The sequence below is a fragment of the Thermomonas sp. genome (assembly GCF_041905325.1).
GTDB lineage: Bacteria > Pseudomonadota > Gammaproteobacteria > Xanthomonadales > Xanthomonadaceae > Thermomonas.
Map to the genome: position 1 here is coordinate 191,653 of NZ_JAYRLK010000003.1, position 18,965 is coordinate 210,617.

Annotated in this window: 18 protein-coding genes; 5 read left to right on the forward strand and 13 right to left on the reverse strand. The window is 69.9% G+C overall.

Translation table 11 applies throughout. The annotated features are described in order from the left end of the window. Nucleotides 1-46: 46 nt before the first annotated feature. From ACE3OK_RS04975 to ACE3OK_RS05010, 8 genes are all read right to left on the reverse strand, one after another. The gene (locus tag ACE3OK_RS04975; protein WP_374248445.1) at nt 47-1,348 is read right to left on the reverse strand and encodes a DUF58 domain-containing protein; all 1,302 of its coding nucleotides are present in this window, start codon (nt 1,346-1,348) and stop codon (nt 47-49) included. Next, nucleotides 1,345-2,337 (reverse strand): AAA family ATPase, encoded by a 993-nt coding sequence (locus ACE3OK_RS04980; protein ID WP_374248446.1) that lies wholly within the window; start codon nt 2,335-2,337, stop codon nt 1,345-1,347. Before ACE3OK_RS04980 ends, ACE3OK_RS04975 begins: the two co-directional genes overlap by 4 nt. Continuing rightward, entirely contained in the window at nt 2,334-3,467 is a 1,134-nt protein-coding gene (locus tag ACE3OK_RS04985) for a DUF4350 domain-containing protein (RefSeq protein WP_374248447.1), read from the reverse strand. The genes ACE3OK_RS04980 and ACE3OK_RS04985 overlap by 4 nt, the downstream gene beginning before the upstream one ends. Further along, nucleotides 3,464-5,029: a DUF4129 domain-containing protein gene (locus ACE3OK_RS04990; RefSeq protein WP_374248448.1), complete on the reverse strand. Its 1,566-nt coding sequence runs from the start codon at nt 5,027-5,029 to the stop codon at nt 3,464-3,466. Before ACE3OK_RS04990 ends, ACE3OK_RS04985 begins: the two co-directional genes overlap by 4 nt. After that, nucleotides 5,019-6,008: a stage II sporulation protein M gene (locus ACE3OK_RS04995; RefSeq protein ID WP_374248449.1), complete on the reverse strand. Its 990-nt coding sequence runs from the start codon at nt 6,006-6,008 to the stop codon at nt 5,019-5,021. The genes ACE3OK_RS04990 and ACE3OK_RS04995 overlap by 11 nt, the downstream gene beginning before the upstream one ends. Before the next feature lie 8 nt (nt 6,009-6,016). Next, nucleotides 6,017-6,697 (reverse strand): RDD family protein, encoded by a 681-nt coding sequence (locus tag ACE3OK_RS05000; RefSeq protein WP_374248450.1) that lies wholly within the window; start codon nt 6,695-6,697, stop codon nt 6,017-6,019. Next, nucleotides 6,697-7,236 (reverse strand): RDD family protein, encoded by a 540-nt coding sequence (locus ACE3OK_RS05005; protein ID WP_374248451.1) that lies wholly within the window; start codon nt 7,234-7,236, stop codon nt 6,697-6,699. The genes ACE3OK_RS05000 and ACE3OK_RS05005 overlap by 1 nt, the downstream gene beginning before the upstream one ends. 127 nt (nt 7,237-7,363) lie before the next feature. Further along, nucleotides 7,364-7,903: a gamma carbonic anhydrase family protein gene (locus ACE3OK_RS05010; protein ID WP_374248452.1), complete on the reverse strand. Its 540-nt coding sequence runs from the start codon at nt 7,901-7,903 to the stop codon at nt 7,364-7,366. Nucleotides 7,904-7,941: 38 nt separating this feature from the next. Between ACE3OK_RS05010 and ACE3OK_RS05015 the strand changes: the two genes are divergently transcribed. Further along, a complete protein-coding gene (locus ACE3OK_RS05015) occupies nt 7,942-9,354 on the forward strand; it encodes a coniferyl aldehyde dehydrogenase (protein ID WP_374248453.1) in 1,413 nt (470 codons plus the stop codon). Nucleotides 9,355-9,370: 16 nt separating this feature from the next. Here the strand turns inward: ACE3OK_RS05015 and ACE3OK_RS05020 are convergent, their stop codons facing one another. Together ACE3OK_RS05020 and ACE3OK_RS05025 are read right to left on the reverse strand one after the other, a co-directional pair. Further along, a complete protein-coding gene (locus ACE3OK_RS05020; protein WP_374248454.1) occupies nt 9,371-9,652 on the reverse strand; it encodes a DUF2782 domain-containing protein in 282 nt (93 codons plus the stop codon). A 126-nt stretch (nt 9,653-9,778) separates the two neighbouring features. Further along, a complete protein-coding gene (locus ACE3OK_RS05025) occupies nt 9,779-11,608 on the reverse strand; it encodes an ABC transporter ATP-binding protein (protein ID WP_374248455.1) in 1,830 nt (609 codons plus the stop codon). A gap of 60 nt (nt 11,609-11,668) precedes the next feature. On the opposite strand from ACE3OK_RS05025, the gene polA reads away from it, so the two are divergent. Further along, complete coding sequence (polA, locus tag ACE3OK_RS05030) at nt 11,669-14,410, forward strand: DNA polymerase I (protein ID WP_374248456.1); 2,742 nt, start codon at nt 11,669-11,671, stop codon at nt 14,408-14,410. A gap of 458 nt (nt 14,411-14,868) precedes the next feature. Continuing rightward, nucleotides 14,869-15,348 carry a DUF421 domain-containing protein gene (locus ACE3OK_RS05035; protein WP_374248457.1) on the forward strand — a complete coding sequence of 160 codons (480 nt, stop codon included), beginning with the start codon at nt 14,869-14,871 and terminating at the stop codon, nt 15,346-15,348. Nucleotide 15,349: 1 nt separating this feature from the next. Here the strand turns inward: ACE3OK_RS05035 and hemF are convergent, their stop codons facing one another. Genes hemF through ACE3OK_RS05050 form a run of 3 tightly spaced genes read right to left on the reverse strand, consistent with a single transcriptional unit; the run spans nt 15,350 to nt 17,972 of the window. After that, nucleotides 15,350-16,288, reverse strand: a complete 939-nt coding sequence (hemF, locus tag ACE3OK_RS05040; protein ID WP_374248458.1) for an oxygen-dependent coproporphyrinogen oxidase — start codon at nt 16,286-16,288, stop codon at nt 15,350-15,352. A gap of 23 nt (nt 16,289-16,311) precedes the next feature. Further along, the gene (locus ACE3OK_RS05045) at nt 16,312-17,145 is read right to left on the reverse strand and encodes an EamA/RhaT family transporter (protein WP_374248459.1); all 834 of its coding nucleotides are present in this window, start codon (nt 17,143-17,145) and stop codon (nt 16,312-16,314) included. A gap of 53 nt (nt 17,146-17,198) precedes the next feature. Further along, complete coding sequence (locus ACE3OK_RS05050; protein WP_374248460.1) at nt 17,199-17,972, reverse strand: uroporphyrinogen-III synthase; 774 nt, start codon at nt 17,970-17,972, stop codon at nt 17,199-17,201. A gap of 45 nt (nt 17,973-18,017) precedes the next feature. Here ACE3OK_RS05050 and ACE3OK_RS05055 point away from each other — a divergent pair, with 45 nt between their 5' ends. Then, nucleotides 18,018-18,485: a YiiD C-terminal domain-containing protein gene (locus ACE3OK_RS05055; RefSeq protein ID WP_374248461.1), complete on the forward strand. Its 468-nt coding sequence runs from the start codon at nt 18,018-18,020 to the stop codon at nt 18,483-18,485. Nucleotides 18,486-18,530: 45 nt separating this feature from the next. After that, on the forward strand, nt 18,531-18,953 hold the full coding sequence (locus tag ACE3OK_RS05060) for a hypothetical protein (RefSeq protein WP_374248462.1): 423 nt from the start codon (nt 18,531-18,533) through the stop codon (nt 18,951-18,953). Nucleotides 18,954-18,965: the final 12 nt, after the last annotated feature.

An 18,965-nucleotide genomic window follows, 5' to 3' on the forward strand; every position in this document is an offset into this window, starting at 1 on the left:
CAGCAGCCGTCCCCGCGCCCCGTCCCGTTGCCGGCAGTACGACGGCTCACAACACGCCGGCGCGCTTGATCGCCAGATAACGCTCCACCAATGCGCCGGGAAGTTGCGCGCAGGTGACATCGAGGACGTCCACGCGTTGCGCGCGCAGCGCTTCATGGGCGATGGCGCGTTGTTGCAGGTAGCTGGCCGCCGCCGCCGCGCGCACCGCGCCGCGCAAGTCGCGCACCGGGTCTTCCAGTACCGCATCCAGGATCTGTTCGCGCAGGCTGGCCACCACCACGTGGTGGCGTTGCTGGAGCATGCGCACCGCCGGCAACAGGTCATCGGCGTCCTCGTCGCGCAGGTTGGTGACCAGCATCACCAGGCTGCGGCGGCGCTGGCGCAGGGACAGGTCGGTGGCGGCGGCCAGGTAGTCGGTGGCCAGCGGTTGCGGTTGCAGGTCATAGGTCTGGCGCAACAGGACGTCGATGGCACCGGCACCGCGCTGCGGCGGCACCCAGCGCTGCGCGCCGCCGCTGGCCAGCAGGCCCACCGCGTCACCCTGCCGCAAGGCCAGCCACGCCACCACCAACGCGGCATCCAGCGCCTGGTCGAAATGCGACAACGTGCCATCGCGCGCCAGCATGCGCTGGCCGGTATCCACCAGCAGCACCAGGTGCTGGTTGCGCTCGTCCTGGTATTCGCGCGAGATCAGCCGGCGCATGCGCGCGGTGGCTTTCCAGTCCACCCGGCGCAGGCTGTCGCCGACCCGGTAGTCGCGCATCTGGTGGAAGTCGGTGCCTTCGCCGCGCCGCCTGCGCACGTGCGCACCGATCGCGCGCGAGGCCTGCTCCGACCCCAGCAGGGCGAACTTGGCCAGCGGTGCGAAGTTGGGGAACACGCGCACCGCCTGCGGCGTGCCCAGCACCACCGTGCGCCGCCACAGGCGCCAGGGCGCATGCAGGCGCAGGTGGATGCCGGCAAACTCCGCATCGCCGCGCTCCAACGGGCGCAGCGTGTAGTCGATGCGGGTTTCGCTGTGCGGAGCCAGCGACAGCGTGCGCGGCAGGCCGTCGGCCTGCCAGCCGACGGGGTGCAGGTCGTGCACGTCGACCCGCAGCGTCGCCGCGCCGTTGTCCAGCAGCAGCGCGATGTCGCGCGCCACGCCCACCGGCAGAGCGTCCGGCATCCGCCGCGCTGCATCCGGCAGCGGCAGGCGGCGCAGGCGCAGCGCGTCCACGGCCGCCACCAGTGCCAGCAGCCCGCCGGCCCAGGCCCAACCGCGTGCCGGCAGCAGGTCGGCGCTGGCCAGCAGCCCCAGTGCCGCCCAGCCCAGCAATGCCACCACCAGCGGCAGGGCGGGCCTCACTGGCGCGGAGCCTCCACCTTGGCCAGCAGCGCGCGCAGGGTGTCGTCGGCGGACTGGCCTTCGATGTGCAGTTCCGGTGCCAGCGTGATGCGATGGCGCAACGCCGGCAGCGCGATGTCGCGCAGGTCGTCGGGGGTGACGAAATCGCGCCCGGCCAGCACCGCCTGCGCGCGCGCCGCGCGCACCAGCGCGATGCTGCCGCGCGGACCGGCCCCCAGCGCGATGCCCGGCCATTTGCGGGTGGCGCTGGCGATGCGCACCGCGTAATCCAGCACTGCCGGGTCCACCCGGACCAGGGCCGTGCCCCATTGCATCGCGCGCACGTCGTCGCGGTTGGCCACGCAGCCCACTCGCGCGAGGTCGAAATCGGCGGCCATGCGGCCATCGCACACCGCTTCCACCATGCGCTTTTCATCCTCCAGCGCGGGATAACCGATCAACACCTTCAGCAGGAAGCGGTCCAGCTGTGCTTCCGGCAGCGGATAGGTGCCCTCCAGCTCCAGCGGGTTCTGCGTGGCCAGGCACAGGAAGGGCGGCGGCAGCGGGTAGCTGTGGCCTTCGATGGTCACCTGCTGCTCCTGCATCGCCTCCAGCAGGGCCGATTGGGTCTTGGCCGGCGCGCGGTTGATCTCGTCGGCCAGCAGCAGGTTGGTGAACACCGGGCCCTTGCGCACCTCGAAGCGTTCGCTGCGCGGGTCGAACACGGCATGCCCGCTGATGTCGCTGGGCATCAGGTCGGGGGTGAACTGCACGCGCGCGTAGCGGCAGTCCAGGGCCTGCGACAGCGCCCGCACCAGCAAGGTCTTGCCGAGCCCCGGCACGCCTTCCAGCAGCACATGGCCGCCGGCCAGCAACGCCACCAGCACTTGCTCCAGCACGTCCGGCTGGCCGATGAAGGCCTTGCCGACCTCGTCGCGCAGGGCCGCCGCGCGCGCGCCGAGGGCATCGCCCAGCAGCGGTTGGACGGGGGGCAGGGTGTCGGTGGTCATAGGCGGTTCCTCAGGTCGATCAAGCGGGAGATGCGCTGGCGGAATTCGGCCAGGTGCAAGGGCGGGCGGCTGTCGAGGGTGGCGCGCAGCGCGGCGGCCGCCAGCCCGGTGCGGCGGGCCAGCAATTGCGCACGGGTGTCGCCGTCCAGCGCCGCAGCCAGCGGGTCGCGGCGCCGCAGCCGCGCCAGCACCGCATCGCGCAGGGCACCATGCAGCCGCCCCAACTGGCCATGGCGCAGCAGCAGTTGCCCACTGGCTTCCACGTGTTCCATCAGGGCGCGGCGCGGCAGTTGCGGCGACGGCAGCCATGGCCCGAAGCGCTGGGCACGCAGCCACAACCACGCCAGCAACGCCAATGCCGCCGGCAGCAGCGCCATCCAGCCGCGTGCCAGCAACCAGCGCCACAGCGGCGGCATGTGGGCCGCATACACCAGATGCACGGTGCCATGGCCCCAGCCGGGTGCCAGCAGCTGGCGCACGAACACGGCATGGGTGCGTTCACGCAGCGCGGTGTTGCGCAGCATCGCCATGTCGGCCAGCAGGTCCACCGTGCCGCTGCCGTGGGCGAAACGGGCATACACGTAGCCGTTGCTGGCCGTGCGCCAGGCCGCCAGTGGCTGTGCATCGTCGCGCAGCAGGAACCGCGGGCCGTCGCAGAATTCCTTGTGCAGCGACTGTCCCGGCACTTGCAGGTGCACGCACTCGTGCCACAGCAGGCGCGGCTGCACGGGCAGGTAGGCGGCCAGTACCGCGTTGTCGTTGCGCTTGTCCTTGCCCGGCGATCCCCACGCCGGCATGCGCAGGACCAGGTGCCCGCCGTCCTTGGCGAACGCGAACAGGCGGTCGCGTTCCTGCGGGCTCAGCGTGCGCGGGTCGCTGTACACCACCACGGTGTCGTGGCGCGCCAGCGGCACCGTATCCAGTTGCAGATGCTGCCGCGATTGTGCGTGCAGGCCCTCGGCCTGCAACACCAGCCGCAGTGCGTACAGGGGGTTGTAGGCGGCCTCGCCGGCGGGCGGCAGGGTTTCCACCGACACCACCCGCTGGTACCGGGTGAAGAACCACGCCAGCAGCGCGCCCAGCAGCAATGCCGCCGCGCCCCACGTCACCGCCTGCCGGGCGCGGCTCATGCCGGCCACCCGAAACGCGTACCCAGCCGTTGCAACAGGGCTTCGAACTCCTCGGTCGCCGGCAGTCGCCCGGCATACGCCGCGTATTGCCAGGCCCGCACCATCTGCGTGAACGCGTTGCGGTCCGCATCCTCGCGCAGTGCGCGTGCCGCGCGCAGGCATTCCGCTTCGGTGGCACCAGGCACCAGCACCACGCCGGTGCGCGCGACCATCGCTTCCACGCTGGCGCGATACAGCAAGGCCAGTGCACGCCGCTGCCGGCCCTGCGCCCACAGCGCGCGCAGGCTGTCCGCCAGTTGCGCGGGCAGGGGGGCGGCGTCGGCGTGCGCCTGCACCTGGATCGGAGCGTCCTGCGGCGCCGGCCCGCGCGGGCCACGGCGCAGCCACGGCAACCATTGCTTGCGGGTGCGCACCAGCACCACCGCCAGCACCACCACCAGCCCCCACAGGCCGTATTCGCCCACCCATCCCACCACCGTGGCCAGGGTGTTCAGCAGCGGATTGTCGAAGCGGCGCTCCGCTGTCGGGGTGGCGGGCTTGTGCCGCGGTACCCAGCGCACGACCTTGCGGGTCGGCGACAGCAGCGGATCCTGCCAGGCACGTTTGACGGCGGCGTCCAGCCGCGGGTCATCGACCACCTGCGGGAACACGTCCTGCAGGCAGTCCGGCAGCGGCTGGTCGGCCTGCCGTGCGCTGGGCGGGTGGTTGCCTTCGCAGGGATTGGTCGCCACCGGCTGGCCGGTGGTGGCCTGCGCCAGTCCCGGCAGGCCCAACGCCAGCACGCCCATGCAGGCCAGCGAGCCCAGCGCGCGGATGGCACGCGCGCGCAGGCGGCGGAACGCGATTTCCACGTCCCAGGCCTCGATCCGGGTGCGGCGGTCCAGATACAGGCCGAAGCCGGCCCCCACGTAGAACGGTTCGATCACGCTGCTGGCCAGCCACAGCAGCGCATTGCCCAGCACTTGCACCCATGCCGGCGGGTGCTCGGCCAACAAGGCCCACGCCGCGCGCATGGTTTCACTCATCAATTCCACCGGCACGAACAACATGCCCAGTGCGTAGGCCGACACCAGCAGCACCAGTTCGAAATGCGCGCTCACCAGGGTCAGCAGCACCGCCGTGCCGCGCATGCCGCTGCCCACCACCGCGCGTCGCTGCGCCGGGTGCGGCCCGCCTTCCAGCAGGTCGATGGGCAGGTACAGGGCTCGCGCCGGCCCCAGCCGTCGCCATGTCAGGTATCCCAGCATCGGCTTCCAGCCCCAGCGCGCTTGTGCCGCCAGCGTCTGCCGCACGTCGGGTGCTGCGCCGAACACCGCACGCGACAACACGAACAGCGGGATGCGGTCGAACACCGGCTTCAGCCACCACAGCAGCAGCGCGCCCAGCCAGAGCTGGCCCAGTGCCCAGCCCAGCAGGTTGCAGGCGACGAACGCCGGCAGCGTGCACCACAGCCACGGCCACCAGATCGCGCGGGCATGCCGGCGCACCAGCGCCTGCCCCAGTTCGGCCGCTTCCCATTGCGGGCGCGGACGCAGCTCCACCTGCAAGTGCTCAAGCTGCATCGCGGTCCCTCCCGCCCGCCAGCAGCCACGCCGCCACCAGGGCCCACAGCACCGCGCCCACGCCGTACTTGGCCGCCGCCGGGATCCATCCGATCGACGACCAGAACGCCTCGACGAAGGCCGCCACCAACAGCATGCACAGCACGCCCAGTGCCAGTTGCGCACCGCGCTTGCCGGCCACCATCAGCGCATCCACCCGCCGTTGCCGGCCCGGTGCCAGCAGCGCCAGGCTCAGGCGCAACCCGGCACCGCCGGCGATGACGATCGCGGTGAGTTCGAAAGCCGAATGTGCCGGCACGAAGCGCCAGAAAGGCTCGCCCAGTCCCACCGCTTGCAGGTGCCCGGCCACCATGCCCACCATCACGCCGTTGAAGGCCACCACCAGCACCGGGCCGACCCCCGCCAGCAGGCCGCTGGCATAGGTGCGCAGGCCGATGCTGATGTTGTTGAAGACGTAGAAACCGAACATCTGCAAATCGCCGCCGGAATCGCGGCCGAGTTTCTGCGCCGCCTTGGCGTACATCGCCTCCAGGTCGGCGATCTGTTCGGGCGTCATCAGCGTGTTGATCAACTCCGGATGCGATTGCAGCGCCACGAAGCTGGCCACCAGCGGCACCACGAACAGCAGTGCGGCGGCGGTCATCACGCCGGCCTCGGCCCGCACCAGCCGCGGGAAATCCGCCAGCAGGAACTCCACCGCGCGCCACCAGCGCGGCCGCGGTGGCCGGTACAGCACGTCGTGTCCGCGTTGCACCAGCACTTGCAGGCGCGCCTGCAACTGCGGGCTGTAACCACGCCGCCGTGCCAGACCCGATTGCCGCGCCAGCCGCCGGTACGCCGCCGGCACGTCGGCATCGGCCAGCCCACGCCAATGGGGGTCGTGACGGGCACGCCGCGGGCGCGTGGCGCGCACATCCAGCCACTGCTCGAACGCGGCCCATTCCTGGCGATGGCGGGCGATGAAATGTTCCTGCCGCATCGCGTCCCTCAGTGCCCGCCCAGCAACCAGCGCGCCACCCCGAACAGGCGTCGCACCCCGTCCGCGCCGGCAGCCCCGGTCACCGGCGCCACGATGTCGGCCAATTCCTGCTGGCGTGCCGGGGTCAAGCGCGGCGCGCGCTCGGCGAAGGCCACCACTGCCACCTGCTCCTGCGGCCGCAGCGGCAGGGCGGTGGGCAGCGCCTCGCCTGCACCGGCCTCCGGCAGCGGCACCTGTGCCTGCACGTGCACCACCAGGGTGCCGGCCACCAGATCCCCCAGCCGGCGTCCCCAAGGGTCCAGCAGCCCGCACACCAGCCCGGCACCGTAGCCGAACGGCAGCATGTCCACCGTGCGCAGCAGGTTGCGCACCACCGCCGCCAGCCAGCCCACCGGCGCGCCATCGCTGGACACCACCCGCAAATCCAGCGCGCGCTTGCCCGGCGTCTGCCCGTTGAACAGGCCTTCGCACAGGATCGGGTAGCCCCACACCAACACGAACAGGAGCACCAGGTAGATGCCCAGCCCGGCCTTGCCCAGCAGGCTCAACACCGTCGAGCACGCGGTGAGGATGCCCAACCGGATGCCCAGGTCGATCGCCCATGCCAGCGCGCGCGGCAGCGGCCCCGCCGCCGGCAGGCGCAGCGCCACGCCCTCGGGGGTGTGGACTTCGCGAACGGTATCCAGCATCAAGCGTTGATGACGATGGTGTCCGCGATCAGGTCATGCACGCAGCGTTTTTCTTCGCCGAAGATGAACAGCGGATCGGCCAGCGCGAACAGGACGCCGATGAACGGGATGTTGCCCGCCAGTCCCGGCACGAACATGCGCAGCCAGAAGATCCGCCCCAACCCGGCGCGGCTGCCGTCCTTGCGCACGATCTTGATCTTCATCAGCTTCTTGCCGAAGGTCTGGCCATTGCGGTGCAGCAGCACCAGTTGGTAGATCACGTAACCCAGCAGGGCCAGGGCCGCGATCCCGATCACCGTGCCTCCCAGCACGTTGAAGCCGCTCCCCTTGGTAAAGCCGTCGCCCAGGACCAGGATCGGAATGCACACGATCATCAGCACCATCGGTGGCACGCCATCCAGCAGCACTGCGGCCAGCCGCGCGCCGCGGCCGGCCTTTTCCTGCGTGTCACCGGGCGGCAATTCCGCCACCCCGGCCTGCGGTGCGGCGTACGGGTTGGCGGATACGTTGTGCGCGTCCGCACTGTTGTATGGATCCATGGTTTCCCCTTGTTGAATTGAAAAATCCCCGCGCCACTGTAACCGTTGCCGACTCCCTTGGGGAGCCGCAGGAATAGCGTGCCGCACCCCACGCATGCACTCCCGTGTCTGCGGGAGTGCCCCTCGCTCACGGAGCCATGCGCAGGTATTCGTCCTTCAGGCGCACGTAATGGCCGGCGCTGTAGTACAGCGCCTCGATCTCGGCATCGGACAGCAGCCGCGCCTTTTTCGCCGGGTTGCCCAGCCACAGCTCGCCCTCGCCGACCACCTTGCCCGGCGGCACCAGCGCACCGGCGCCGATGAAGGCGTGCGTCCGCACCAGCGCGCCATCCAGCACGATCGCACCCATGCCCACCAGCACCGCATCCTCGATCGTGCAGGCATGGATGACGGCCTTGTGGCCGATGGTGACGTCGCTGCCGATGCGGGTGGCGAAGCCGCCCAGCTTCGCGTGCGGGCCGTCGTGGCTGACGTGGATGACGCTGCCGTCCTGCACGTTGGTGCGGTCGCCGATGCGGACGAAATTGACGTCGCCGCGTACCACCGTGTACGGCCAGATCGATACGTCCTCGCCCAGCACCACGTCGCCGATCACGCTGGCCCGGGGGTCGATGTAGGCGCGTGCGCCAAGGCTGGGGGTGATGTCGCGATAGGGTCGGATGTCCATGGCTGGATTCTAGCCTGCGGGCGACTACACTGCCCCGTATGGACACGCGCACCGACACCCCGAGCACCGCCCTGCAACCCACGCTGGATCGCCTGCGTGCGGCGTGGCAGGCCCGCAAGCCCGACTACGCCCAGCGTCGCGGCGACCTGCTGCGCCTGCGCGCCGCGCTCAAGCGCAGGCTGGACGCGATGGCGCGCACGATTGCCGACGATTTCGGGCACCGCTCGCTGGACGAAAGCCGCATCGCCGACGGCATGGCCACGCTCAACGAGATCGACCACCTGCTCAAGCACCTGCGGCGTTGGATGAAACCACGCCGTGCCGCCGTGGGCTGGCGGTTCTGGCCGGCACGGGCGCAGGTGCGCCCGGTGCCGCTGGGCGTGGTGGGGGTGATCGCGCCGTGGAATTACCCGGTGAACCTGGCCCTGATCCCGCTGGCCACCGCCATTGCCGCCGGCAACCACGTTTTCCTCAAGCCCTCCGAGCACACCCCGCGCACCAGCGCCTTCCTGCGCGAGTTGCTGGCCGAAGTGTTCCCCGCCGACCGGGTGGCCGTGGCGCTTGGCGGCGCCGAGGTTGGCGCGGCGTTCGCGGCCCTGCCGTTCGACCACCTGCTGTTCACCGGCTCCACGGCGGTGGGCCGCAAGGTGATGGCCGCCGCCGCGCCCCACCTCACGCCGCTGACGCTGGAGCTGGGTGGCAAGTCGCCGGTGTTGCTGTGCGACGACTATCCGGTGGAGAAGGCCGCCGCCCGCATCGCCACCGGCAAGTGGTTCAACTGCGGCCAGACCTGCATCGCACCCGACTACGTGCTGGTGCCCGCCGGCAAGCGCGATGCCTTGGTGGCCGCGTTGCGGCGCGAAGTGCAGGCCCGCTACGGCGACGCCTTCGACAACCATGCCGATTACACCCGCATCGTCAACGAGGGCCAGTACGCGCGCCTGCAAGGCTACCTCGACGACGCCAGCCAGCGCGGGCTGGCGGTCGTGACCCTTGCCGGCCACGCCGACCCCGCGCAACGCCTGCTGCCGCCCACCCTGGTGCTGGAGCCCGGCGACGACGCCCGCATCATGCAGGACGAAATTTTCGGTCCGCTGCTGCCGATCAGGAGCTACGCAACGCTCGACGACGCCATCGCCTGCATCAATGCCCGCGAGCGCCCGCTGGCGCTGTATCCGTTCAGCCGTGAGCGCGCGACCATCGAGCACATCCTGCACGCCACCGTGGCCGGCGGCGTGTCGGTGAACGACACCCTGTTCCACAACGCCATCACCAGCCTGCCATTCGGCGGCGTGGGTGCCAGCGGCATGGGGGCCTACCACAGCCAGACGGGGTTCGATGCGATGAGCAAGCTGCTGCCGGTGCTGTGGCAGGCGCGCAATACCGGCGGCGACCTGCTCAAGCCGCCGTATTCGAAGGCGAAATGGTTGATCGATTTGATCGTGCGTTGAGGCCGGTGGCGCGCGCTTACCAGCTGAACAGTTTGTAGTAGGTCAGCGGCCCGCCCTTGGCATCGCGTTCGTCGATCACGCCATCGCCGTTGCGGTCGTAGATGTAATAGGTGGCGCCGACGGCCGGCACCACCTTCACCATGGTCAGGCGGCTGCCGCTGCGGTACTCGGTGACGACGTCGCCATTGGCTTCGGTGTGGGTGGCCGGCACCGCATCCTGGGCCAGCATCTCTTCCGGGGTGGCGGTGGCGCAGGCAGCCAGCGCAAGGGTGAGTGCGAACGGGAAGGCGACGCGCATGGTGGTGTCCTCGGATGGATGCGGCAAGTATGCGCGATTCAACGCCATCCACTTCCAGGGGGATGGGATTTGCAGCGCCGCGCCTGCTTGGCCGCGACGCGCAATCGCAGCGGGGCACGCCCCGCCCTACGCATCGCTCAGAAACCCGCCCGACTGCCGCTTCCACAGCTGTGCATACAGCCCGCCGCGCGCCAGCAATGCCTCGTGGCTGCCGGTTTCGACGATGCGCCCTTGATCCATCACGATCAGCCGGTCCATCGCGGCGATGGTGGACAGGCGGTGGGCGATCGCGATCACGGTCTTGCCGGCCATCAACCGGTACAGGTTTTCCTGGATCACCGCCTCCACTTCCGAATCCAGCGCCGAGGTCGCCTCGTCCAGCACCAGGATCGGCGCGTTCTTCAGCAGCACGCGGGCGATGGCGATGCGTTGGCGCTGCCCGCCGGAGAGCTTCACCCCGCGTTCGCCCACCTGCGCGTCGAAACCGCGCCGGCCGTGCGAATCCACCAGTTCGGCGATGAAGCCGTCGGCATTGGCCTGGCGCGCGGCGTCCAGCAACTCGGCGTGGCTGGCATCCGGACGGCCGTACAGGATGTTCTCGCCCACGCTGCGATGCAGCAGCGAGGTGTCCTGGGTCACCACCCCGATCTGCGCGCGCAGCGAATCCTGCTGCACGGAAGCCACGTCGATGCCGTCGATCGTGATGCGGCCTGCTTCGACGTCGTGGAAGCGCAGCAGCAGGTTCACCAGCGTCGACTTGCCGGCGCCGCTGCGCCCCACCACGCCGATTTTCTCGCCCGGCGCGATGGCCAGGTGCAGCCGATCGATCACGCCGCTGCCCTTGCCGTAGTGGAAGGTGACGTCTTCGAAGCGGATCGCCCCGCGCACGGGCGCAAGCACCGGCGCGCCCGGCGCATCGTCCACCGTCGGCGGCAACGCGATCGAGCTGATGCCGTCGTGCACGGTGCCGATGTTCTCGAACAGCGCCGACAACTCCCACATGATCCAGTGCGACATGCCCAGGAACCGCAGCGCCAATGCCAGCGCCACCGCCACCGCGCCGGCGCTGGCATGGCCATGCAGCCACAGCCACACGCCCAGCGCCGCCACCGCGAACAGCAGCAGCATGTTCAGCGCGTACAACAGGCTGTACACCACCGTGGCCAGCCGCATCTGCCGGTAGACCGGCAGCAGGAAGCCTTCCATCGCTTCGCGTGCATAGGCTTGCTCGCGCTGCGAATGCGAGAACAATTTCACGGTGGCGATGTTGGTGTAGCTGTCCACGATGCGCCCGGTCATCTGCGAGCGCGCGTCGGCCTGTTCCTGCGACACCGCGCCCATGCGCGGCACGAACCAGCGCATCAGCAGGCCGTAGCAGGCCAGCCAGCCGAGGAACGGCAGCATCAGCCGCCAGTCGGCGCTGGCGGCCACCAGCAAGGTGCCGCCGACATACACCAGCACGTAATTGCCGATGTCGAACAATTTCACCACGGTCTCGCGCACCGCCAGCGAGGTCTGCATCAGCTTGGTGGCGATGCGTCCGGCGAATTCGTCCTGGAAATAGCCCATCGACTGCCGCAGCAGGTAGCGATGCACGTTCCAGCGGATCCGCATCGGGAAGTTGCCCAGCAGGGTCTGGTGTTGCACCGTCGAATTGAAGAACACCAGCAGCGGCAGCAGCACCAGCACCAGCGCGCCCATCCACCACAGGCGCGGCCCTTCCGCGCCCAGGAAGCGCGCCACGCCGAGCGCGTTCATGCGGTCCACCAGCGTGCCGACGTAGGCATACAGCGCCACCTCGCCCAGTGCAAACGCCGCCGAGCTGATCGCCATCAACAGCAACCACTTCTCCGCACCGCGGGTGAAGTGGCGGCAGAATGCGTACAGCGTGCCGGGCGGCTGCATCGGCGGTGATGCGGGGAAGGGGTCGAGGCGGGTTTCGAACCAGCGCAGCATGCGGGCGTTCCGTGGGCGGTCCGGACATTCTGCCAGCGCCGCCCGCGTAGAATCGCGGGCATGACACGCCTGGTCCTGATCGACGGTTCTTCCTACCTCTACCGCGCCTTCCACGCGCTGCCGCCGCTGACCAACGCGGCCGGCGAGCCCACCGGCGCGCTGTTCGGCGTGGTCAACATGCTGCGCGGCCACCTGAAGGAGAAGCCCGAGCACATCGCCTTCGTGGTGGATGCGCCGGGGCCGACCTTCCGCGATGTCCTGTACCCCGCTTACAAGGCCCAGCGCCCGCCGATGCCGGACGACTTGCGCGCGCAAATCCCGCCGATGCTGGAGATCGTGGCGGCGTTGGGCATCCCGATCCTGCGCGAGCCGGGCGTGGAAGCCGACGACGTGATCGGCACGCTGGCGGTGCAGGGCGCGGCACAGGGCATGGCGGTCACCATTTCCACCGGCGACAAGGATTTCGCCCAGCTGGTGGGGGCCGGGGTGGCGTTGGTCAACACCATGAGCGGCAGCCGGATGGACACCGATGCGGCGGTGATCGCCAAGTTCGGCGTGCGCGCCGACCAGATCGTCGACCTGCTGGCGCTGATGGGCGACACCGTCGACAACGTGCCGGGCGTGGAGAAGTGCGGGCCGAAGACCGCCGCCAAGTGGCTGGCGGAATACGGCACGCTGGATGGCGTGATCGCGCATGCCGATGCCATCAAGGGCAAGATCGGCGACAACCTGCGCGCCGCGTTGCCGCGATTGCCGTTGAACCGCACGCTGGTCACCATCAAGACCGACGTGGCGCTGCCGGAAGGCCCCGCCGAGCTGGCCCTGCGTGCGCCCGACGTGGGCGCGCTGCGCACGCTGTACGCCCGCTACGGGTTCAACCAGGCGCTGAAGGAACTCGATGGCGGCCATGCCACGGCCGCACGCGCGCCGGTGCCCGGCGTGGCCGGGTTGGCGCCCGCGGCGGTGCCTGCCGATGCGGCGCTGGCCGCGCCCGGGGATTACGAGACGGTGCTGACTTCGGCGCAGTTGGAGGCGTGGGTGCAACGCCTGCACGCCGCGCCGTTGATCGCCTTCGACACCGAAACCGACGCGCTGGACGCGTTGCGCGCGAACCTGGTCGGCATCAGCCTGAGCGTGGAAGCCGGCAAGGCCTGCTACATCCCGCTGGGCCACCTGGCCCCCGATGCGCCGCCGCAGCTGCCGTGGCCGCAGGTGCGCGAGGCGTTGCGCCCGCTGCTGGAAGATCCGCACAAGCCCAAGCTGGGCCAGCACGGCAAATACGATCTGCACGTGCTGCATCGGCACGGCATGGACGTGCAGGGCTATGCCGAGGACACCCTGCTGGAAAGCTTCGTGCTGGAGGCCGGTAGTGCCCGCCACGACATGGACTCGTTGGCACAACGCCACCTGGGCTACGCCACGATCAAGTTCGAAGACGTGGCGGGCAAGGGCGCGAAGCAATTGCCGTTCTCGCAGGTGGCGGTGGACGTGGCCACCCGCTATGCGGCCGAAGATGCGGACATCACCCTGCGCCTGCACCATGTGCTGCGGGCGCAACTCGCCGCCGAGCCCACCCTGGCGGGTGTCTATCGCGACATCGAAATGCCGCTGGTGCCGGTGCTGGCGCGGATCGAGGAGAACGGCGTGCTGGTCGACGCCGCCGAATTGCGCCGGCAGTCGGCCGATCTTGCGCGCCGCATGCTGGACGCGCAGCAGCGTGCCTACGCGCTGGCCGGGCGCAGCTTCAACCTCGACTCGCCCAAGCAACTGGGAGCGCTGCTGTTCGACGAACTGAAGTTGCCGGCGTTGGTGAAGACCCCGGGCGGCGCGCCGTCGACCAACGAAGAAGCGCTGGAGGCGATCAGCGACCAGCACGAACTGCCGCGCCTGATCCTGGACTATCGCGGCTTCGCCAAATTGCGCAGCACCTACACCGACAAGTTGCCGGAGATGGTCAACCCCGCCACCGGCCGCGTGCACACCAGCTATCACCAGGCCGGCGCGGCCACCGGCCGCTTGTCGTCATCGGACCCCAACCTGCAGAACATCCCCGTGCGCAGCGAGGAGGGCCGCCGCATCCGTACCGCGTTCATCGCGCCGGAGGGGCGTCGGATCGTGGCGTTCGACTATTCGCAGATTGAATTGCGGATCATGGCGCACCTGTCGCAGGATGCCGCGCTGCTGGCGGCGTTCGCGCACGGTGCCGACATCCACCGCGCGACCGCCGCCGAGGTGTTCGGCAAGGCGTCGCTGGAGGAGGTCAGCGCGAACGAGCGCCGCGCCGCCAAGGCGATCAACTTCGGCCTGATCTACGGCATGGGGGCGTTCGGGCTGGCCCGGCAATTGGGCGTCACCCGTGGCGAGGCGCAGGACTACATCGCGCTGTATTTTTCCCGCTATCCCGGCGTGCGCGAGTACATGGAGCGCGCACGCCAGCAGGCGCGCGCGCAGGGCTTCGTGGAAACCGTGTTCGGCCGTCGCCTGCGGCTGGAGTACATCCACGCGCGCAACGCCGCGCAACGTGCCGGTGCCGAGCGCGCCGCGATCAACGCGCCGATGCAGGGCACCGCCGCCGACATCATCAAGATGGCGATGGTGGCGGTGGATGCGTGGCTGGCCGATCACCGCGCGCGCGCGCTGCTGCTGATGCAGGTGCACGATGAACTGGTGTTCGAAGCGGATGCCGCGTTCGTGCCCGACCTGCTGGCGCAGGTGCCGGCGTTGATGACCGGCGTGGCGCAGCTGCGGGTGCCGCTGGTGGTGGATGCCGGCAGCGGGAAAAACTGGGAAGAGGCGCACTGAAAGCCTTTCGGTTTCACGCTGGAAACGTGACGTGGCGCGGCCACGATGGCGGTTGCGTAAAAATGCAATGAACTATTCCTGAACCGAACGGTTTTTTAACTGGAATCTTCACGAACCAGCAAGGCGCGCGGTGGTCATATACACGCAACAGGTGCAACGCCTGTTGCTGGCTGGTCACCACCCCTCCCCTGGTGTGATCAACCCGGAAGGCGCAGGTCTCCCCAACCGGCCTTCCCCGGCCCCGCAGTCCCCCCTGACTGCGGGGCTTTTTTGTGGCCGCCTTCGGGGCGGCCGCAAAACCCCGAAGTGTGCTCCGCAAGCCTTGGCCCGATGCCGGTGGCCTCCAGAACCCCGTAGTGTCGCCGTGCCCCCTTTGCCAATGGGGGCTGTGCCCCATGCAGGCTTCCTGCGTGCCGCGTTGCTAATGTGTCGGGAACGCAGCCAGCGGAGAAGTGCGCATGAACGAGCTGTTCCATCTGTCCGCGCCGTGGTGGCACTTCGTGCTGCGCGCGCTGCTGGTCTACGTGATGGTGATGGTGCTGATGCGCCTGTCCGGCAAGCGCGCGGTGGGGCAGTTCACGCCGTTCGACCTGGTGCTGCTGATCCTGATCGGCAATGCGGTGCAGAACGGCATCAATGGCGGCGACAATTCGCTGACCGGTGCGGCGGTGATGGCCACCACCCTGATCGTGCTGAATTACGTGGTGGCGCTGGTGATCGCGCGCAACCGCCGCATCGAGAAATGGGTGGAGGGTGTGCCGGTGCTGCTGGCGCGCGACGGGCAGGTGTTCCGGCAGGCCCTGCGGCGCGAGTTGGTGAGCGACGACGATTTCGCCGAAGCGCTGCGCATGAACGGGGTGAATGACGTCGCCGAGGTCGGGTTGGCGGTGCTGGAAACCAACGGCCACATCAGCGTGGTGCCGCGCAAGCGCGATTGAATCAGCGCAGCGCCTCGCCCAGCCAGTCGCGCGGGCGCAGGTAGTCGGCCAGCCGCGCTTCGGCGCTGCCCGCCTCGGGCACGTAGCCGTATTCCCAGCGCACCAGCGGCGGCAGGCTCATCAGGATCGACTCGGTGCGCCCGCCGGACTGCAAACCGAACAGCGTGCCGCGATCGAACACCAGGTTGAACTCCACGTAGCGGCCGCGCCGGTAGAGCTGGAACTGGCGCTCGCGTTCGCCATGCGGCGTGTCCTTGCGGCGCTCGACAATCGGCAGGTAGGCATCGAGGAAGCCGTCGCCGACCGCGCGCAGGTAGCCGAAGCAGTCGTCGAAGTCGCCGTGCAGGTCGTCGAAGAACAAGCCGCCCACGCCGCGGGTTTCGTCCCGGTGCTTCAGGAAGAAATAGTCGTCGCACCACTTCTTGTGCGCGTCGTAGCGCGCCTGCCCGCCGAACGGTTCGCACAGCGCGCGCGCGGTGCGGTGCCAGTGCAGCACGTCGTCGTCGAACGGATAGAACGGGGTCAGGTCGAAGCCGCCGCCGAACCACCACGCCACGGTTTCGCCGTCGCGCTCGGCGCGGAAGTGACGCACGTTCGCGTGCGTGGTCGGCACGAACGGGTTGCGCGGATGGAACACCAGCGACACCCCCACCGCGCGCCAGGACGCGCCCGCGAGTTCGGGCCGGTTGGCCGTGGCGGACGGCGGCAGGCGGTCGCCCGAGACGTCGGAGAAGCCGATCCCGGCCTGCTCGAACACCGCGCCGTCGCGCAGCACGCGGGTGCGCCCGCCGCCGCGGATCGGCGACGTGCCGGGATCCTTCGCCCACGCGTCCTCGTGGAAGCGCGCGCTGCCGTCGGCGCCTTCGATGGCGGCGCAGATGCGGTCCTGCAGGCCGGTGAGGTAGTCGCGGACGGTGTCGAGGGCGGGCAGCGGTTGCATGCCGGCATTGTAGGCGCCGGCCGTCATGGCTGCGCCAACAGCGCGATGGCCGGCAGTGCCAGCAGCAGGCCGATGGCATTGGTGCGGCTGAGGCGTTCGTTGAACAACAGCACGCCCACCAGTGCCCCCAGCATCACCACCCCCAGGCTCATGCTGGCGAACACCAGTGCCGGCTGGCCGGGCAGGGCACGGTGCGCGCGCAGATAAAACAGGATGTTGCCGAAGTTGAGCGCACCCAGCAGCACGCCGCCCAGCAGGGTGGCCGGGCTGAAGGGCGCGCGCCGCACCAGCTCGATCGCGAACGCCACCAGCAGCGCCAGCGTGAACACCGCCAGCAGCGCGCTGCCCAGCGGCAGCCCGGTGGCCGCCACCCGTTTGAACAGCACGTCGATCACCCCGAACCCCAGCAGCACCAGCAGCGGATAGCCCCAACCCGCCGCGCCCGCGCCGCCGCTGCGCCAGACCATGCAGGCAAGCGCCAGCAAGCCCAGCGCCGCGCCCAGCACATGCAGGCGATCCGGATGCTGCCCGAACACGGTGAAGGCGGCCATCAGCGGAACCAGCAACGACAGCCGTTGCGCGGCATCGGAGCGGACGATGCCGGCGTGCTGCACCGACGCGCCCAGCGCGAGGAAGATGGTGGGCAGCAGCACGCCCAGCGCCGCCAGTACCGGCCACTGCGCGCGTGCCTGTTGCAGCGGAGCGGTGGCCGGATGCAGGACCCACCAGACCAGTGCGCCGGCCACCAGGTAGTTCCAGGCAACCGCCTGGCCGATGTCGATGCGGTAGCGCTTCGACAGCTTCAGCAGCACCGATACCAACACGCTGCACAGCACGGCCAGCAGAACGTACGTCATCGAAAACCCCGGTATTGCAACGGCGTGCGAGGGTACACCCGGGGCCGTCGGAATCAAGCGCCGAAGGCGTGCGCCGCCGCCGCCAGCAGCGCCCCCGGGCGTGCGCTTCCGGCCTCCGCCACGCGGGTGAAGCCGGCGGCGCGTGCGGCCTCGGCCAGCCGCGCGCTGGCGGCGACCACCGCCACCGCGTGCAGGCCCGGCGGGGGCTGCTGCGCCAGCAGGGCATCCAGTGCCTCGCCGCTGCTCAGCACCAGCAGCACGCGCGCGGGCCGTTGCAGGGCAGCCGCCAATGCCGCGCGGGGGCGTGCGGCCAGCGCCACCGCCTGCCGTGCATAGACATCCGCGCGGCGCACGGTCGCACCGCGCGCCGCCAGCGTGGCGGCCAGCAATCCGCGTCCACCGGGGGCGGTGATCAGGCCGATCGTCTTGCCCTGCACGTCGGCCAATTGCGGCATCCCCAGCAGGCCCTCGCTGTCCATCCGCGCGGGTGCGCGTGCGGCGATGCCCTGCCGGTGCAGCGCGCGTTGCGTGCCGGAGCCCACCGCCAGCCACGGCCGGTTGCGGCGTGGTCGCGGGGCCGCCAGCGCCGCCGCTGCGCGCGCCGCATTCGGGCTGGTGCACAGCACGATGTCGGCCGCCAGTGCGGCGGCCAGCGCCGTGCGCGCGTTGGTGTCAGCCAGCGGGGTGATGGCGAGGGTGGACAGCGCCAGCATCCGCGCGCCCCTCCGGGCCGCCGCTGCCCGCAGGCCGGCATGTTGGCCGCGCGGGCGCAGCGACAGTACGGTCCAGTCTTGAAGCGGAAGTGCTTGATCGACAAGGCGTGGCATGCGGCAAGCTTGGCACAGCACGGCCGGATGCGGCAGGCTGTGCGGATGGATGCACCTATGCAGCACGCGGCGCTGGACGCACTGGCCGCGCATTTCGAAGGCATGCCGCCGGTGGCCGGCATGCAACCGCAGATCCTCGATTGGCAGCATGGCCATTTGCGCCTGCGCGCGCCGCTGGCCGCCAACATCAACGACAAGGGCTGCGCGTTCGGCGGCAGCCTGGCCTCGCTGATGACGATCGCCTGTTGGGGGCTGGTGGCGCTGGAGCTGGAAGCCGCCGGCCTGCATGCCGACGTGTTCGTGGCCGACAGCCGCGTGCGCTACCTCAAGCCGGTGTTCGAGGACATCGTGGTGGAGGCCGAGTACGACGATGCCGTCGAGCATGCCGCGCTGGCCGCCACCCTGCGCGCGCAGGGGCGCGCCGGCATCCGCCTGCAGGCGCGCACGCGGCTGGCCGATGGCGCGGTGGCCGCCACCTTCGTCGGCCGCTACGTGGCGATCGCCCACGCTTGAGCCGCAGCGGGTAGGATGGCCGTTCCCCCAGTGCCGTGCCCACCCATGTCGAAAGTGCCGCGCATCCTGCTGCTGGTGTGTCTGCTGTTGCTGTCGGCCACCGCGCTGGCGGCGGGCAAGGGCCGCACGCGTGGGCTGGAAGAGGCCCAGTACGCCTGGTCGGCGGCGGTGCGCTGGGGCGATTTCGAAGGTGCCTGGAACCTGGTGGCCCCGCAGGAGCGGCAGGCGCATCCGCTGTCCGACATCGATTTCTCACGTTACAAGCAGGTGCAGGTGTCCACCTACCGCGACCTTGGCAGCCGCGCGCTGGAGGACGGCACGGTGGAGCGCGAGATCGAGATCGGCGTGGTCAACCGCAACACCATGGTGGAGCGCACGGTGCGCTTCCGCGAGCGCTGGCAGTACGACCCGCAGGCGAAGGCATGGTGGCAGGTCAGCGGCTTGCCGGATCTGTGGCAGGGCGAATGAGCCCTGCCGGGC

Bases quoted from the DNA above. Each gene is read 5' to 3' on its own strand.
- ACE3OK_RS05005 (WP_374248451.1), bottom strand. From the start codon at position 7,236: ATGGATCCATACAACAGTGCGGACGCGCACAACGTATCCGCCAACCCG.
- ACE3OK_RS05010 (WP_374248452.1), bottom strand. From the start codon at position 7,903: ATGGACATCCGACCCTATCGCGACATCACCCCCAGCCTTGGCGCACGC.
- ACE3OK_RS05025 (WP_374248455.1), bottom strand. From the start codon at position 11,608: ATGCTGCGCTGGTTCGAAACCCGCCTCGACCCCTTCCCCGCATCACCG.
- ACE3OK_RS05050 (WP_374248460.1), bottom strand. From the start codon at position 17,972: ATGCCACGCCTTGTCGATCAAGCACTTCCGCTTCAAGACTGGACCGTA.
- ACE3OK_RS04990 (WP_374248448.1), bottom strand. From the start codon at position 5,029: ATGCAGCTTGAGCACTTGCAGGTGGAGCTGCGTCCGCGCCCGCAATGG.
- ACE3OK_RS04995 (WP_374248449.1), bottom strand. From the start codon at position 6,008: ATGCGGCAGGAACATTTCATCGCCCGCCATCGCCAGGAATGGGCCGCG.
- polA (WP_374248456.1), top strand. From the start codon at position 11,669: ATGACACGCCTGGTCCTGATCGACGGTTCTTCCTACCTCTACCGCGCC.
- ACE3OK_RS05015 (WP_374248453.1), top strand. From the start codon at position 7,942: ATGGACACGCGCACCGACACCCCGAGCACCGCCCTGCAACCCACGCTG.
- ACE3OK_RS05000 (WP_374248450.1), bottom strand. From the start codon at position 6,697: ATGCTGGATACCGTTCGCGAAGTCCACACCCCCGAGGGCGTGGCGCTG.
- hemF (WP_374248458.1), bottom strand. From the start codon at position 16,288: ATGCAACCGCTGCCCGCCCTCGACACCGTCCGCGACTACCTCACCGGC.
- ACE3OK_RS05045 (WP_374248459.1), bottom strand. From the start codon at position 17,145: ATGACGTACGTTCTGCTGGCCGTGCTGTGCAGCGTGTTGGTATCGGTG.
- ACE3OK_RS05055 (WP_374248461.1), top strand. From the start codon at position 18,018: ATGGATGCACCTATGCAGCACGCGGCGCTGGACGCACTGGCCGCGCAT.
- ACE3OK_RS05035 (WP_374248457.1), top strand. From the start codon at position 14,869: ATGAACGAGCTGTTCCATCTGTCCGCGCCGTGGTGGCACTTCGTGCTG.
- ACE3OK_RS05060 (WP_374248462.1), top strand. From the start codon at position 18,531: ATGTCGAAAGTGCCGCGCATCCTGCTGCTGGTGTGTCTGCTGTTGCTG.
- ACE3OK_RS05020 (WP_374248454.1), bottom strand. From the start codon at position 9,652: ATGCGCGTCGCCTTCCCGTTCGCACTCACCCTTGCGCTGGCTGCCTGC.
- ACE3OK_RS04985 (WP_374248447.1), bottom strand. From the start codon at position 3,467: ATGAGCCGCGCCCGGCAGGCGGTGACGTGGGGCGCGGCGGCATTGCTG.
- ACE3OK_RS04980 (WP_374248446.1), bottom strand. From the start codon at position 2,337: ATGACCACCGACACCCTGCCCCCCGTCCAACCGCTGCTGGGCGATGCC.